General features: G+C 40.0%; 12 protein-coding genes. 5 read left to right on the forward strand and 7 right to left on the reverse strand.

Features of this window, described 5'->3' with window-relative positions; genetic code table 11:
* Positions 1-38: 38 nt before the first annotated feature.
* The 4 genes from AC2IP4_RS10445 to purL form a co-directional block, all read right to left on the reverse strand.
* On the reverse strand, positions 39-1373 hold the full coding sequence (locus AC2IP4_RS10445) for an IS4 family transposase (protein ID WP_486310247.1): 1335 nt from the start codon (positions 1371-1373) through the stop codon (positions 39-41).
* 134 nt (positions 1374-1507) lie between these two features.
* On the reverse strand, positions 1508-1834 hold the full coding sequence (locus tag AC2IP4_RS10450) for a DUF3622 domain-containing protein (protein WP_274443932.1): 327 nt from the start codon (positions 1832-1834) through the stop codon (positions 1508-1510).
* A gap of 169 nt (positions 1835-2003) precedes the next feature.
* Complete coding sequence (locus AC2IP4_RS10455; RefSeq protein ID WP_375321907.1) at positions 2004-2513, reverse strand: RNA methyltransferase; 510 nt, start codon at positions 2511-2513, stop codon at positions 2004-2006.
* Between the two features lie 241 nt (positions 2514-2754).
* Positions 2755-6651, reverse strand: a complete 3897-nt coding sequence (gene purL, locus AC2IP4_RS10460) for a phosphoribosylformylglycinamidine synthase (RefSeq protein ID WP_375321906.1) — start codon at positions 6649-6651, stop codon at positions 2755-2757.
* A gap of 363 nt (positions 6652-7014) precedes the next feature.
* On the opposite strand from purL, the gene mltF reads away from it, so the two are divergent.
* Positions 7015-8499: a membrane-bound lytic murein transglycosylase MltF gene (gene mltF / locus AC2IP4_RS10465; protein WP_486307046.1), complete on the forward strand. Its 1485-nt coding sequence runs from the start codon at positions 7015-7017 to the stop codon at positions 8497-8499.
* A gap of 165 nt (positions 8500-8664) precedes the next feature.
* Entirely contained in the window at positions 8665-8823 is a 159-nt protein-coding gene (locus AC2IP4_RS10470; RefSeq protein WP_181044540.1) for a hypothetical protein, read from the forward strand.
* 90 nt (positions 8824-8913) lie between these two features.
* On the opposite strand, the gene tadA is transcribed toward AC2IP4_RS10470, so the two are convergent.
* Together tadA and AC2IP4_RS10480 are read right to left on the reverse strand one after the other, a co-directional pair.
* The gene (tadA, locus tag AC2IP4_RS10475; RefSeq protein WP_375321904.1) at positions 8914-9441 is read right to left on the reverse strand and encodes a tRNA adenosine(34) deaminase TadA; all 528 of its coding nucleotides are present in this window, start codon (positions 9439-9441) and stop codon (positions 8914-8916) included.
* Complete coding sequence (locus AC2IP4_RS10480) at positions 9442-10314, reverse strand: LysR substrate-binding domain-containing protein (protein ID WP_486310248.1); 873 nt, start codon at positions 10312-10314, stop codon at positions 9442-9444.
* Between the two features lie 190 nt (positions 10315-10504).
* On the opposite strand from AC2IP4_RS10480, the gene AC2IP4_RS10485 reads away from it, so the two are divergent.
* Positions 10505-11653 carry an S-(hydroxymethyl)glutathione dehydrogenase/class III alcohol dehydrogenase gene (locus tag AC2IP4_RS10485; RefSeq protein WP_375321902.1) on the forward strand — a complete coding sequence of 383 codons (1149 nt, stop codon included), beginning with the start codon at positions 10505-10507 and terminating at the stop codon, positions 11651-11653.
* Between the two features lie 120 nt (positions 11654-11773).
* On the forward strand, positions 11774-12616 hold the full coding sequence (fghA, locus tag AC2IP4_RS10490; protein WP_486307044.1) for an S-formylglutathione hydrolase: 843 nt from the start codon (positions 11774-11776) through the stop codon (positions 12614-12616).
* 96 nt (positions 12617-12712) lie between these two features.
* On the opposite strand, the gene AC2IP4_RS10495 is transcribed toward fghA, so the two are convergent.
* Positions 12713-14017 carry an SLC5/6 family protein gene (locus AC2IP4_RS10495; protein ID WP_105054146.1) on the reverse strand — a complete coding sequence of 435 codons (1305 nt, stop codon included), beginning with the start codon at positions 14015-14017 and terminating at the stop codon, positions 12713-12715.
* A 292-nt stretch (positions 14018-14309) separates the two neighbouring features.
* On the opposite strand from AC2IP4_RS10495, the gene AC2IP4_RS10500 reads away from it, so the two are divergent.
* Positions 14310-14690 carry a Rid family detoxifying hydrolase gene (locus tag AC2IP4_RS10500; protein WP_105054145.1) on the forward strand — a complete coding sequence of 127 codons (381 nt, stop codon included), beginning with the start codon at positions 14310-14312 and terminating at the stop codon, positions 14688-14690.
* Positions 14691-14697: the final 7 nt, after the last annotated feature.

Consider the following 14697-nt stretch of genomic DNA (forward strand, 5'->3'; position numbering starts at 1 on the left):
AGCAAGTACAAAAAAGGCGCTCAAATAAGTAATGCCAGTCAGTTAAGCTGACTGGCTTTTTTCTTTTTCCAGCAAGGGTACTTCACGGCTTTAGCTCGAACTCTCCTTGGATAGCGCCTATCTTCTCTCTTTGGCGGTAAAATGTAGTGAGCGGTATTTGCCTGTAAAGAGGCGATAGTCTTCGGGATATTACCTGCACTATTTAGTGACATTGTGTACAACATATTTATGATTGCCAGCGAGCATGATGTGAAACTTAATTGGTTTGCGTGAAGCCCCTTCACCGTATGTGACATCTTAACCATTTGATATCTAAGTAAGTTATAACCAAGTAATATCCCCCATAATTCTTGTCTAATCATCTCAGGCTTTTTACTTCGAAGGTGATGCTCACTATTTAGAAGCGTCTGTTTCATTTCTCTATAACCGACTTCTATCTCCCAACGCTCACTGTACAGCTCTACCATTTCAGACGATGGAAAACGCATTGGATCAACCATTGAAGTTAAAATTTGAGTCTCTTTTCCTTTCACTTTTTTACTCACTAACCGAGCTTCAATATATTCCGGCAGATCAAGGAACTTCTTTCTAGCTTGTGGCGATGTTTTTAAACGCACTAATTTATCTTGTCGACCTAAAGTTCGTACTTCCTCATATATTGTTCCTTTCTTCACAGGAAGCAACCAATGACGTTCCGATCCTGTTGTAGACCATTTATGAAGTAAGCCAAGGGAATAAAATCCTTTATCAAACAAAGTTATAGAGTTATCTGGAGTGGATGAGATAAGTTGTTCAGCTAAAACCATTTCACTGACTTTTGTGCTATCAAAAGCACTATTGATCAATAAATGGCTAGTGAGTTCCATTTGGCATACCATTCTGATTTTAGGGTAGCAGGTTTCGCCATGCTGATTACTTTTAGGTTCAAATACTTGAAGGTTTTCTTTTGTGTCAGGCGCTCGCCAAACTACGCCATCAACACCTAATAATTGTAAACCGTTCCATGTTGGATGGTTTGCTTCGGTATTCCAGATTTCAGCTGTTGATGTGAAAATATGTCTTACTGCTTCGCTTCCAAGTCTTTGTCTCGCTTGAACTACTGCACTCGGAGCCACTAGTGGCCGCTTTCCTGGCAGCATAAGCTGCATATTACTGGTAATGTCCCAGACTGACTCATCTCGATAGAAAGCCATGCCTAACACAACCCAAATCATCATATCTAATGGTAATCGGCGCTTACGGATCGTAGCTATCCCAGCCTCTTCTAAACATTGATTAATAAATTCAGGAGGTAATATATCACTGAGTTTTCCGAGAGAATCAGAATCAGGGACGAAATCATTAGCCAGTGTTAGAGCTTTAGTTAGTTGCATAAAAAATCCGATATTGGTTACCCAATATCGGATTTTGAAGGTTTTTAACGATCAGTCAAATGATCTGGAAAATTTCTTAACTGATCGGCATTACTCAAATAAGCGCCTTTTTTATTTTTAATTATTCGAGAAGATTACTCTTCGTCGTAATCGTATTCGTCTTCATCGTTTGCTGCATCACGAGCGGCTTCATATTCCGCTTTTTGTGCTGCTGATTTTTCTTTCTTACGTGCGATCATTTCTTCTTTTTCGCTACGTTGCTCAGCTTTACGGTCGTTACGAACAGCTTGAGTTTTAGCAAATTCAACAAGCTCTTTCTCTGCCCATTCAACTGCTTCAGCTTCGCTTTCAAAACCAAGTTGACGCTTAGATACAACCGTTCTGCGAGAAGTTACTTGGCGCGTAATTTCAGCAGCCCAAGCGTTACGTTTTTCTACAATACGGTAATCAAATTTTGCCATTTTTATTTCCTAGAATTCGATAGTTAAGGGATAGATCATTGCTAAAAAATCCATCTATAACTGCAGCATATTAACTGCATTCCCTTTAATGCCCGCTATTAGAACACATTCAGCCAAAAATGCACCAAAAAGATGTCAATCTACTCATGCTTTAAAGGAGAAGTAAGTCTTATTTTTTCACTACTAAATGATTACGGTTATCTCGACTGCTGCGTATTAGTTCATCGCCTTTAACGATATCCACAGATTTAGCCAGTCGATCATATAAAAGAACATTAACTGTCGCCGCCAAGTTCATACAACCAACCGTTGGAACATACACAACATGATCAGCGCGATCGGCAACTTGTTGAGTAATTGAACCATCTTCAGGGCCAAAAACATAAATGGCTTTGTCTGGATGCTGAAACTCAGGGAGCGACGTTGCACCCTCGGCAAGTTCAACACACACGACTTTCATGTCTTCAGGAAGTCCGTCCAATAAACTATCGACACTGGTCAAGGGGATTTTATTGGCTACTTTTTTAGTATCCGTTTGAAACTTTGCAGCGCGATCGTATCGTTCACCAGTGTAACGAACATCATCAACCTGATAACACCCTGCAGCACGCATGACTGCACCAACATTGGTTGGGCTTTTCGGATTACTCAAACCAATCGTAACGTGCGTATTTTTCATTGTTTCTTCCAACAGATAAAATTAAAGCGTTATTCTAACAAAAAAACCGCTGAAGCCTAAACTCCAACGGTTTTATTTGAAAAGAGCCGTCTTTACCCAACTCTTTTATTTATTATAGAACAGACTGTTAATTCAATTTTCAGATTTTTATCACACTTTCAAAAAATCATGATAAATAATGGATTATTAAATTAAAGCTATTGATTAAAACTTAATAAGCATCAATCAAAACATATCCTAATTAACCAAGGTTCTTACGTGCGTTTTGGAACATACGCATCCAAGCACCATTCTCTCCCCACGTTTCTGGAGCCCAAGAGTTTGCAACCGTACGGAATACACGCTCAGGATGAGGCATCATGATCGTTACACGACCGTCCGTTGTTGTTAAACCAGTGATAGCGTTTGGCGAACCATTCGGGTTGTTCGGGTATTGCTGCGTTTGGTTACCGTTGTTATCAACGTAACGTAGAGCAACCGTACCTGAGTTTTCAATCGCGTTTAGGTGGTCGTTGTCACGCACTTCTACACGGCCTTCACCGTGAGAAACAGCGATTGGCATACGAGAACCTTCCATGCCGTTAAAGAACACAGAATCAGACTTCTGAACTTCAACCAGGCTGAAGCGAGCTTCAAAACGCTCTGATTCGTTACGAACGAAACGTGGCCAGTACTCAGCTCCTGGGATAAGTTCACGCAGGTTAGACAACATCTGACAACCGTTACATACACCTAAAGAGAAGGTATCTTCACGCTTGAAGAAGTTTTCAAATTGGTCACGAGTAGAATTGTTAAACAGAACCGATTTAGCCCAACCTTCACCTGCGCCCAGTACATCACCGTAAGAGAAGCCACCACAAGCCACAAGACCGTTGTACTCTTCTAGTACCGCTTGACCCGTTAGGATATCACTCATGTGAATATCTGTTGCTTCAAAGCCTGCACGGTCAAATGCTGCAGCCATTTCAACGTGAGAGTTAACACCCTGCTCACGTAGAATCGCCATCTTAGGTTTAGCACCTAGGTTGATATAAGGCGCTGCGATATCTTCATTTACGTCGAAACTTAGTTTCACGTTCAGACCTGGATCTGAGTTATCTTTCTTCGCTTCATGTTCTTGGTCAGCACAGATTGGGTTATCACGTAAACCTTGCATCTTATGCGTCGTTTCAGCCCAGATAGTACGTAGTTCAGTACGGTTACGTTCTACTATAACTTGCTCACCAGATTTAATTACGAGTTCGTTTGAATCTTCAACAGAGCCGATTACATGTGAACATGCTTCTAGGCTATTTGCTGCAAGAGTAGAAAGCACTGCATCTAAATCGTCGTTACGAACTTGGATTACCGCACCTAACTCTTCATTAAATAATGCTGCTAGCGTGTCTTCGCCTAGCGCTGCAATATCAGCATTAACACCACAGTGACCTGCGAATGCCATTTCAGCAAGAGTAACAAATAAACCACCATCGCCTTTATCGTGATAAGCCACAACTTGGTCGTTTGCTACTAAAGTTTGAATACCTTCGTAGAAACCTTTTAGCTGCACTGCGTTGTCTACGTCTGCTGGTTTATCACCAAGCTGCTTGTAAACTTGTGCAAGTGCTGTTGCACCCATGCGGTTTTTACCGTTACCTAGGTCGATAAGAACTAGAGAAGAATTACCTTTGTCAGTACGAAGCTGAGGAGTAATCGTCTTACGAACATCTTCAATACGGGCAAACGCTGTAATCACAAGAGAAAGCGGAGAAGTAACTTCTTTTTGCTCGCCGTTCTCTTCCCATTTAGTCTTCATAGACATTGAATCTTTGCCCACTGGGATAGTTAGACCAAGTGCCGGACAAAGCTCTTCACCTACTGCTTTAACTGCTTCATAAAGACCGGCATCTTCACCTGGGTGACCCGCTGGAGACATCCAGTTTGCAGATAATTTAATGTTCTTAATGTCGCCAATATTCGTTGCTGCAATGTTGGTAATTGCTTCACCAACCGCTAAACGAGCTGATGCACCAAAGTCTAAAAGTGCAACAGGAGTACGCTCACCAAGAGACATAGCTTCACCGTGGTAAGTGTCATAACTTGCCGCAGTTACTGCACAGTTAGCAACAGGAACCTGCCATGGACCAACCATTTGATCACGAGCAACAAGACCCGTTACCGAGCGGTCACCAATTGTGATTAAGAATGTTTTCTCTGCAACCGTTGGCAAACGAAGAACACGTTCAATTGCATCGTTCATTTCAATGCCTGAACGATCAATCGCTGGGTTATTCGCTTTTAGTGTTTTCGCATCACGGTGCATCTTAGGCGTTTTGCCTAAAAGAATGTCCATTGGCATGTCGATTGGCGTATTGTCGAAGTGTGAATCTTCTAATTTCAGATCACGTTCTTCAGTTGCTTTACCAACCACTGCATATGGCGCACGTTCACGCTTACAAATAGCTTCAAATGTCGCTAAGTCTTTATCTGCAACCGCCATTACGTAACGCTCTTGAGATTCATTACACCAGATCTCAAGTGGGCTCATGCCCGGCTCATCGTTTGGAACGTCACGTAGGTTAAAGATACCACCACGCTCACCATCATCAACAAGCTCAGGTAATGCGTTTGAAATACCACCAGCACCCACATCGTGGATAAATGCGATTGGGTTTGCATCACCAAGCTGCCAACAACGGTCGATAACTTCCTGACAACGACGCTCCATCTCTGGGTTTTCACGTTGTACTGAAGCGAAATCTAGATCTTCAGAAGAAGAACCTGAGTCCATTGAAGATGCTGCACCGCCGCCAAGGCCGATGTTCATCGCAGGACCACCAAGTACGATTAAGCTTGCGCCTACTGGGATCTCTTTCTTCTGAACATGATCATCACGAATATTACCTAGACCACCAGCAAGCATAATTGGCTTGTGATAACCACGTACTTCTTCACCATTATGAGAGTTTACTTTTTCTTCGTAAGTACGGAAGTAACCTAACAGGTTTGGACGGCCAAATTCATTGTTAAATGCCGCGCCACCTAGAGGGCCTTCAAGCATAATATCAAGCGCAGTAACGATACGGCTTGGCTTACCAAAATCCGTTTCCCACGGTTGAACAAAATTAGGAATTTTTAAGTTAGATACAGAAAAACCAACTAAACCTGCTTTTGGTTTACCACCGATACCTGTTGCGCCTTCATCACGGATTTCACCGCCAGAACCTGTTGACGCACCCGGCCAAGGAGAGATTGCTGTTGGATGGTTATGCGTTTCTACTTTCATCAAGATGTGTGTTTTCTCTTGATGGTAACCATAGCCACGAGTTTCTGGATCTGGGAAGAAGCGACCGACTGTAGAACCCGTCATTACAGCTGCATTATCTTTATAAGCAGACAGTACGTTTTCAGGAGTAACTTCGAAGGTGTTTTTAATCATCTTGAATAATGATTTCTCTTGCTTAATCCCATCGATTGTCCAATCCGCATTAAAGATCTTGTGACGACAATGCTCTGAGTTCGCTTGTGCAAACATCATTAATTCGATGTCCGTTGGGTTACGACCTAACTTTTCAGTAAAGCTTTCAAGTAAGTAATCTATTTCATCTTCAGCCAGTGCAAGACCTAGGGTAACGTTTGCGTTTTCTAGCGCTTTACGACCACCAACAAGTAGGTCGACTTCAGCATATGGTGCAGGTTCAGCTACCGTAAATAATGCCGCTGCTGATTCAAAATCAGTAAAGACCACTTCCATCATACGATCATGAAGAATGGCTTTTAATTCAAGCAATTGAAGTTCAGAAAGAGTTTCAGAAGTTTCTACATAATACGCAGTACCACGCTCTAAACGTGCGATTTTAGCTAAGCCACAGTTATGGGCAATATCAGTAGATTTTGAAGACCAAGGAGAGATAGTACCTGGACGAGGTGCAGAAAGAAGTAATAAACCTTCAGGCTTATGTTCTTCAATCGTAGGGCCGTAAGTTAGCAATTTTTCTAACTTTACAATTTCAGATGCATCAAGCTCTGAGGTTACGTCAGCAAAGTGAGCAAACTCAGCATAAATACCAGTAACAGGTAAATTTAGCTCGCAACAAAGCTCAAGTAGCTTGTTAACACGAAATTCAGATAAAGCAGGTGAACCACGCAAAATTCTCATGTACTTAGGTCTCTTCGGCAATGAATTAAAGGTAATATTGGAATAGTTTCATGTCGTTATAAATAGCTAACTCTATTAATTATTCATAACACATAGTGACTATGCCGATGTTACCTCTGGTATTGCGAACGCATTATAAAGGATTTTGTTTTGTGAAGTAACACCAAAAGCAACCGTTTGCGTGTTTTTTTGGAAAAAAGTTTAAATGGCCTCTCAATTTGATGGTTTTGAATAAAAAATAAACAATGAATAATTTATTCTGCCTTAATCTCTAATAATTGTTCTAATTTGTTACCGTGCTTTTGCCTCTTATTCTCCCATTTGATATAACTACGCCCTACTTATTTAAAAGAGCATTCAGACTTGAGCCGCATCCGATATTATCGCTTTTTACCATCTTGTTTGGTTGTTTTTACTTTGCTTCTTACCTTAACTGGCTGCCAAGTAGAATCAGAACCAAAAAACAAATTAGAACAAGTGAGAGAACGCGGTATTTTACGAGTCAGTACACTAAACAACCAACTCTCTTATTACATCGGTTCTGATGGCCCAACAGGGTTAGATTACGATCTAGCTAAGGCTTTTGCTGAAAAACTAGAAGTTAAGCTAGAAATCACACCAGCTTATACTTATTCAGGTTTATTCCCCGCTCTTGATCGCAATGAAGTTGATATTGTTGCTGCTAATATGACGATTACACCAGACCGCCTACAACAATTTAATCCTGGACCTGTCTATTATTATGTCAGCCAACAAGTGGTTTATAAAAAAGGCAGTTGGCGCCCTCGTAATATTAAAAACCTTACAGAGCTTGATGAGAACTTAACTATAGTCAAAGACTCTAGCTTTGAAGGCACGTTAACAAAGTTAAAAGAAAAGCATCCTGATCTCGATTGGAAAACAGAACCAGATACCGACGTTAGCGAATTATTAAAAAAAGTAGCCAATGGAGAGATACATTACACTCTCGCCGACTCTGTTGAATTGTCATTAACTCAGCGTATTCATCCTGACTTAGCGGTTGCTTTTGAGTTAACTGAAGATCAGCCTGTCGCCTGGTTCCTACAAAAAACTGAAGATGATAGCTTACAAGCATTATTGATCGAGTTTTTTGGTGAGTTAAAAGAAAGTGGCAAACTCGCTCTTTTAGAAGAAAAATATTTTGGTCACGTTGAATCGTTTGATTACGTCGACACTCGTGCTTTTATTCGTGCGTTAGAAAGCAAACTGCCTAAATGGGAACCTCTATTTAAAAAGTACGCAGGGGACTTTGATTGGCGTTTCTTAGCAGCACTGTCATACCAAGAATCACATTGGAACCCATTAGCAAAATCTCCTACTGGGGTGCGCGGCATGATGATGTTAACGCTTCCAACAGCTCAATCTGTTGGCGTTAAAAATCGCTTGAGCCCAGAGCAAAGCATTCGTGGCGGAGCAGAATATTTACGCCGAATAGTAAAGCGCGTACCAGATTCCATTACTGAACATGAAAAAATTTGGTTTGCTTTAGCCTCTTATAACATTGGCTTTGGTCACATGATGGATGCACGTCGTTTAACGCAACGTCTAGGTGGTGACCCTGATTCGTGGACAGATGTAAAAGATAATTTACCGCTATTACGCCAAAAACGTTATTACAAATATCTACGCTATGGTTTTGGTCGTGGTGATGAAGCCCAAAATTACGTTGAAAATATTCGTCGTTATTACCAAAGTATTATTGGTTATGAACAAGAGCAAGCAAATAAGTTGATTCAAGAAGAAATCACGGTTGAAGATTTAACGGTGATTGATGTTCCACTTTCTTCTGCTGCCACTACAATTAGTGATACAACTCCAAGTAAGTAGAACTCTAATTACAAATAAAGAAATATAACTAAAAAATGCGTATAAAATGGCATGTTCATGTTACGGTAACAATTAGCACATACTCTGAGTTAACTTGTACTCAACATCATACCAATTAAAGTTAAATACACTTTAATTTTTATTCGTTAATTTAAGGGGGAGTTTATGCTCTCTAGCAGAAAAAAACTAAAGCCAAGTACATCGCTAAAGGGCAGTACTCAGCGTCGACGTAAACTGTTAAATAACCACAAAAAGGTACTTCATCGTCAACGTACCTATGCGATGTCACTGTTTGATGAAGGCGAAGCATTCTCGTGCCGCTAACCTTTTGGACATATTTTTTCTTAACGCTCAATAAAAAAGGCAAATTGCGATAATTCAATTTGCCTTCTCTCTATTTTAGTGTTTTCTGAATTAATCCATCACCTGATTTTTCAATTCTTCTCGTTGTAATTTTCGCTCTTCTTTCTTCTCTTTACGTCTTCTTTTAAAAAAAGCTTGTAGTTGCTCTCGGCACGCTTCTTCCATTAAACCTGATTCACACTCTACGAAATGAAACGCGGTTGCAGAAGTAAATAAGTTAATAACGCTGCCAGATGCACCAGTTTTCATATCAGAAGCACCAAAAATGACTTTTTTTATTCTACTATGAACAATCGCACCAGCACACATAGGGCATGGCTCTAACGTAACGTATAACGTCGCATCAACTAAGCGATAGTTTTCAATTTTACTTCCCGCTTGTTTAATCGCCATCATCTCAGCATGTGCCGTTGCATCATGAGAACCAATTGAACGATTCCACCCCTCACCTATGATTTCACCATCTAAGACAATCACAGCACCAACAGGAACCTCACCTTCTTCTTCAGCAATTGCAGCCAGTTCTATTGCTCGCTGCATATAGAAGTTCGCACCTTTATTTTCTTTTTCAACACTCATCTATTCAGCTAACTCTTGGGCTAAAAATTCAACCAATAAACGAACTTTCGTCGAAAGGTGTCGATTATTTGGGTAAACCGCCCAGATCCCTTCTTTTGGTTCACGATATGGAACAAGGATTTCAACTAACTCTCCTTTATCCATTGATTCTTGAACATAAAAATCTGGCAGTTGGACAATCCCTAATCCTTTTAAAGCGGCGTTAGTTAGCGCTGCACCACTATTACAATGAACAGATCCTTTTACTCTCACGCTTTTTTCTTTTTTATTTTCAATAAAACGCCAAATAGGCAAACTACCAATTAAGCAGTTGTGCTGAGAAAGCTCAGATAAGGTATGAGGTTCACCATGTTTTTCAATATAGCTAGGAGAAGCACATACGCGTACCTGTCGACTAGATAAACGCTTTGCTATCATGGTTGAATCCGTTAAACGGCCCAGTCGAATTGCTAGGTCAAAATCCTGTTCAACTAAATCTAACGTTTGGTTTGATAGTATTAATTCAAGTTCAAGCTGTGGGTACATCAGCATAAAGTCACTAAGCAATGGGGCTATTAACTGCTCACCATAAGTCACTGACGAAGTGATTTTTAAACGACCTTGAGGCGTTGCATTAAGCTCAGTGATCGCTCTATCTGCTTGTTTTAATCCTTCAACTAAATGGCGACAGTGCTGATAATAAGTTTGGCCAGCTTCTGTAACTGATACTTTTCTCGTTGTTCGGATCAGTAATTTAATTGATAAACGATCCTCTAATGCTGCTACTTTACGGCTGATCTGTGCAACCGATGTTTCCAATGCTCTTGCTGCTCCAGTGAAGCTTTGAGCTTCAGTAACGGCAACAAACTCAGTAACGCCTTCCCAATCAATCACAACGTTTTCCTTATTGCTATTATTACGTATACGTAAAGATAATTTACCATTCTACCGTATTATCAAATAAGGAGAAATGCTTATAATGGCACACAACAAGACGACGAGCACAAACAAAAAATAGCACTATGCTTAAAATGAAACTGCTTATTAATGTCTTAAATTAAATTACCCCACTAAGGAAAATCCAATGGCTCTTGATATTAAACCTGGTCAAACTCACATCAAATCTAAAGCAATGGTAGCTTGGGCTGCTGGCGAACCTCTTAAAATGGAAGAAGTGGATGTTCAACTTCCTAAAGCAGGCGAAGTTTTAGTTCGCATCGTTGCTACTGGTGTGTGTCACACTGACCTATTCACTCTATCTGGTGATGATCCAGAAGGTATCTTCCCTTCAATCTTAGGTCACGAAGGTGGCGGTATTGTTGAAATGGTTGGTGAAGGCGTAACTGGTCTTGAAATTGGTGACCACGTTATCCCTCTTTACACTGCTGAATGTGGTGAGTGTAAATTCTGTAAATCTGGCAAAACTAACCTTTGTCAGGCTGTTCGTGAAACTCAAGGCCAAGGTCTTATGCCTGATGGTACTAGCCGCTTCTCTATTAACGGTGAAACTATCTTCCATTACATGGGGTGCTCTACGTTCTCTGAATACACAGTACTTCCTGAAATTTCATTAGCGAAAGTTTCTAAAGAAGCACCACTTGAAGAAGTGTGTCTTCTAGGTTGTGGCGTAACGACTGGTATGGGTGCGGTTCTTAACACGGCTAAAGTTGAAAAAGGCGACACGGTTGCTGTATTCGGTCTAGGTGGTATCGGTCTTTCAGCTATCATCGGCGCGAAAATGGCGGGTGCAAGCCGTATCATCGGTGTTGACTTAAACGAAAGCAAATACGAACTGGCTAAAAAATTAGGCGCGACTGATTGCATCAACCCAACAAACTTCGACAAGCCAATTCAAGAAGTGATTGTTGAAATGACTGACGGTGGCGTGGATTACTCTTTTGAGTGTATCGGTAACGTAAACGTTATGCGTGCAGCACTTGAGTGTTGTCACAAAGGTTGGGGTGAATCAATCATCATCGGTGTTGCTGGTGCAGGTCAAGAGATCTCAACTCGTCCGTTCCAACTTGTGACTGGTCGTGTATGGCGTGGCTCTGCATTCGGTGGCGTTAAAGGCCGTACTGAACTTCCAGGTATCGTTGACCGTTACATGCAGGGTGAATTCGCTCTTGATGATTTCATCACTCACACTATGGGTCTTGCGGATGTAAACGCAGCGTTCGATCTAATGCACGAAGGTAAATCTATCCGTACTGTTCTACATATGGATAAATAGGTTCTAGGTTCTAGGTTCTAGGTTCTAGGTTCTAGGTTCTAGGTTCTAGGTTCTAGCATTATTACTATTGTACTTTGCTTGCAGAGTACAATAGTTCACCTCTTCAAAAGGCCTCATTTCATGACCGTTGAAAACATCAGCCAAGCTAAAGTTGCCGGTGGCTGGCACAAACAGTATATACATACATCATCGACATTAAATTGCGATATGCGCTTTGCTATTTTTCTACCTGCAAACGCTTCTGAGACAAACCCAGTACCTGTTTTATACTGGTTATCAGGCTTGACCTGCACCGATGAAAACTTCATGCAAAAATCAGGGGCATTCAAAAAAGCGGCTGAATTAGGCATTGCGATTGTTGCTATGGATACAAGCCCTCGTGGTGAAGACGTTGCTGATGATGCAGAAAGCGCATACGATTTTGGCCTAGGTGCTGGATTCTACTTAAATGCAACTCAAGCCCCTTGGAATCGTCATTATCATATGTATGACTATGTGACAAAAGAGCTACCATCATTAATCGAAGAACACTTTCCTGTATCAGATAAAAAATCGATTTCTGGTCATAGTATGGGTGGTCATGGTGCTATTACTATCGGTTTAAAAAACCAAGATATGTACCAATCAATTTCTGCATTTAGTCCTATTGCTAGTCCAATTAACTGCCCTTGGGGACAAAAAGCGTTAGGTTTATACCTAGGTGATAATAAAGAAGCTTGGTTAGAATACGACAGTGCTGAACTTCTTAAAAAAGGCTCAAAACTTCCGATCTTAGTTGACCAAGGTGAAGCGGACGGCTTTTTGGAAGAACAGTTAAAACCGGAATACCTACTTTCTTCAGCAGAGCAATCTGGTGCCGATGTAGAAGTAAGAATGCAACCAGGTTACGACCACAGCTACTTCTTCATTTCTACTTTTATTGATGAGCATTTAGAGTTTCATGCTGCTTATTTGAATAAATAATACTGATTTAAAATAAGCAAAAGTATAAATAGAAAAATCCCAGAGTAGGTTCTCCTTCTCTGGGATTTTTTATGTCTATATATTACTTTTCTATAATTAGATAAACGCTAACACTGGAGAGATACAAAGAAGAATACCTGTAACAATAATTAGATTAGTTGATAAGCCTTTGTACTTATGAAGTGTTGGCACTTTATGCACAAGGTAAGCTGGAATTAAACAACCTACTAAACCAAAAACAGGGCTACAAATCGAAGTAAAAGATAAGATAGGCGCATTTAACGCAACAGCAGACCACGCAAGCAAAATAATAAACACCGTAATTAGTTTATTTACTAACTCTTTATTAATTACAGACTCATCCATACGTCTTAACAATACGTTCATTGCAATACCACGACACGCTTCTTGAAATGCCATAAACACACCAAAGAATGAAGTTACGACAGCAAAAATATTAATCACAATGCCGGTAACCGTTGCCCAACTTCCTGGGAAGTAATGAGCAATAATAGCTAATGCAGAGATGTTTTTATTCATTGCTTCAGCCGCTTGTTCTTGGCTTATTGCAAAGGTAAATGACACTGCAAAAAAGAACACAACAACAAATAAAATAGCAAAAGCAATATTCATCGCTCTTAATGATTTATAACGCGCAACTTCAATTGATTTCTCACGTGAACGATACGAGATAACCATAGGGCTAAGAGATTGAATAAAAAGAATAGACGTTAGGGTAAATGGAAGCGTAATAATCGCATCTTTTAGCATTGGACCAAACGATCCCATTGCTGGAATATTAGAAAAATCCCAACGAGAAACCAGTAATAAGCCCATAACTGCAACTAATGAAAGTACTGTTACAGCCATAAATCCAGATAGTTTAAATAGTACTTTCTCACCTTTAGAGCCAATAAAAGCAAGAACACAGATCAGCCCTAAACCATAAAAAACATTGTCATTTAAATGCCCTTCCGTTACACCAAACGAGTGTAAGTATGAAGAACTGTCATTGGTTACCGCTAATGAGTAAACCAATACCCAAATAACCAACATAATGAAATAAAGGACACCTAAGGCCACTCCCCAATTCTTACCTAAATAACCAGTAATGACACCTGGATAATCTGTACATGTTTTTGCTTCGGCAAGAGTATTAATGAAAAGTTTTTGAAACAAATACATGGCTGGATAGCCAATAATTGAAGATAGAAGGAAAACCCAAAGTCCCATAATACCTACTTGAACAGGTAGAAAAACAATACCCGCACCAATAGCCATACCAATACTAATCACTATCCAACCAATATCAGTGCTGTCAAATTTAGTGGCTTTTTTCCATTCAGAATCAGTCATATTACTTTGATCACGACCAAGTCCTGCTAATGTAGCTGTGTTCATATAAAACTCCATCTTTGTAGGGATCACTATTCTTATAATTTTAAAGCGACAAATTGCCGCCAACTTGCAACTTTTGAAGAATTTACTCTCTAATCTAAAAATAACAATGCAATTTTATTTGAAATGATAACGAGATCTCAGTTCGTAAAATAAACAAAAAATTGCTACAAAGTAATTGCAATCCCTTACAAATAAGAATAAATTCAACTCACACAAACTAAATGCAATTATTTTTGCATATTTTGAGTTAAAACTTAAAATCAAAAATAGTTGTAAGAAAAGGACAATACATATGAAGCAAATTATCGTGGCAAAATCAGCACCAGAAGCAATCGGCCCTTACTCTCACGGCACCGCATTTAATGGGCTTATTTTTACATCGGGTCAATTACCAGTAGATGGTTCAACAGGCTCAGTTGTTGAAGGGGGAATTGCTGCTCAATCTGAAATGTCTCTTAAAAACTTAATTTCAGTAATCGAAGCCGCCAATGGTAATGTTAATACCGTTTTAAAAACAACCTGTTACCTTGCTAATATCACTGATTTTGCTGCATTTAATGAAGTATATAAAACAGTTTTCCATACAGACTGCCCTGCACGCTCTTGCTTTGCGGTAAAAGATCTTCCGCTTGGTGTACTTGTTGAAGTAGAAGCAATTGCGCATCAAAAATAATAATTAG

It is taken from the genome of Aliivibrio thorii (genome assembly GCF_057368585.1).

Bases quoted from the DNA above. Each gene is read 5' to 3' on its own strand.
- AC2IP4_RS10500 (WP_105054145.1), top strand. From the start codon at position 14,310: ATGAAGCAAATTATCGTGGCAAAATCAGCACCAGAAGCAATCGGCCCT.
- AC2IP4_RS10495 (WP_105054146.1), bottom strand. From the start codon at position 14,017: ATGAACACAGCTACATTAGCAGGACTTGGTCGTGATCAAAGTAATATG.
- purL (WP_375321906.1), bottom strand. From the start codon at position 6,651: ATGAGAATTTTGCGTGGTTCACCTGCTTTATCTGAATTTCGTGTTAAC.
- AC2IP4_RS10485 (WP_375321902.1), top strand. From the start codon at position 10,505: ATGGCTCTTGATATTAAACCTGGTCAAACTCACATCAAATCTAAAGCA.
- AC2IP4_RS10455 (WP_375321907.1), bottom strand. From the start codon at position 2,513: ATGAAAAATACGCACGTTACGATTGGTTTGAGTAATCCGAAAAGCCCA.
- AC2IP4_RS10470 (WP_181044540.1), top strand. From the start codon at position 8,665: ATGCTCTCTAGCAGAAAAAAACTAAAGCCAAGTACATCGCTAAAGGGC.
- tadA (WP_375321904.1), bottom strand. From the start codon at position 9,441: ATGAGTGTTGAAAAAGAAAATAAAGGTGCGAACTTCTATATGCAGCGA.
- AC2IP4_RS10445 (WP_486310247.1), bottom strand. From the start codon at position 1,373: ATGCAACTAACTAAAGCTCTAACACTGGCTAATGATTTCGTCCCTGAT.
- AC2IP4_RS10450 (WP_274443932.1), bottom strand. From the start codon at position 1,834: ATGGCAAAATTTGATTACCGTATTGTAGAAAAACGTAACGCTTGGGCT.
- fghA (WP_486307044.1), top strand. From the start codon at position 11,774: ATGACCGTTGAAAACATCAGCCAAGCTAAAGTTGCCGGTGGCTGGCAC.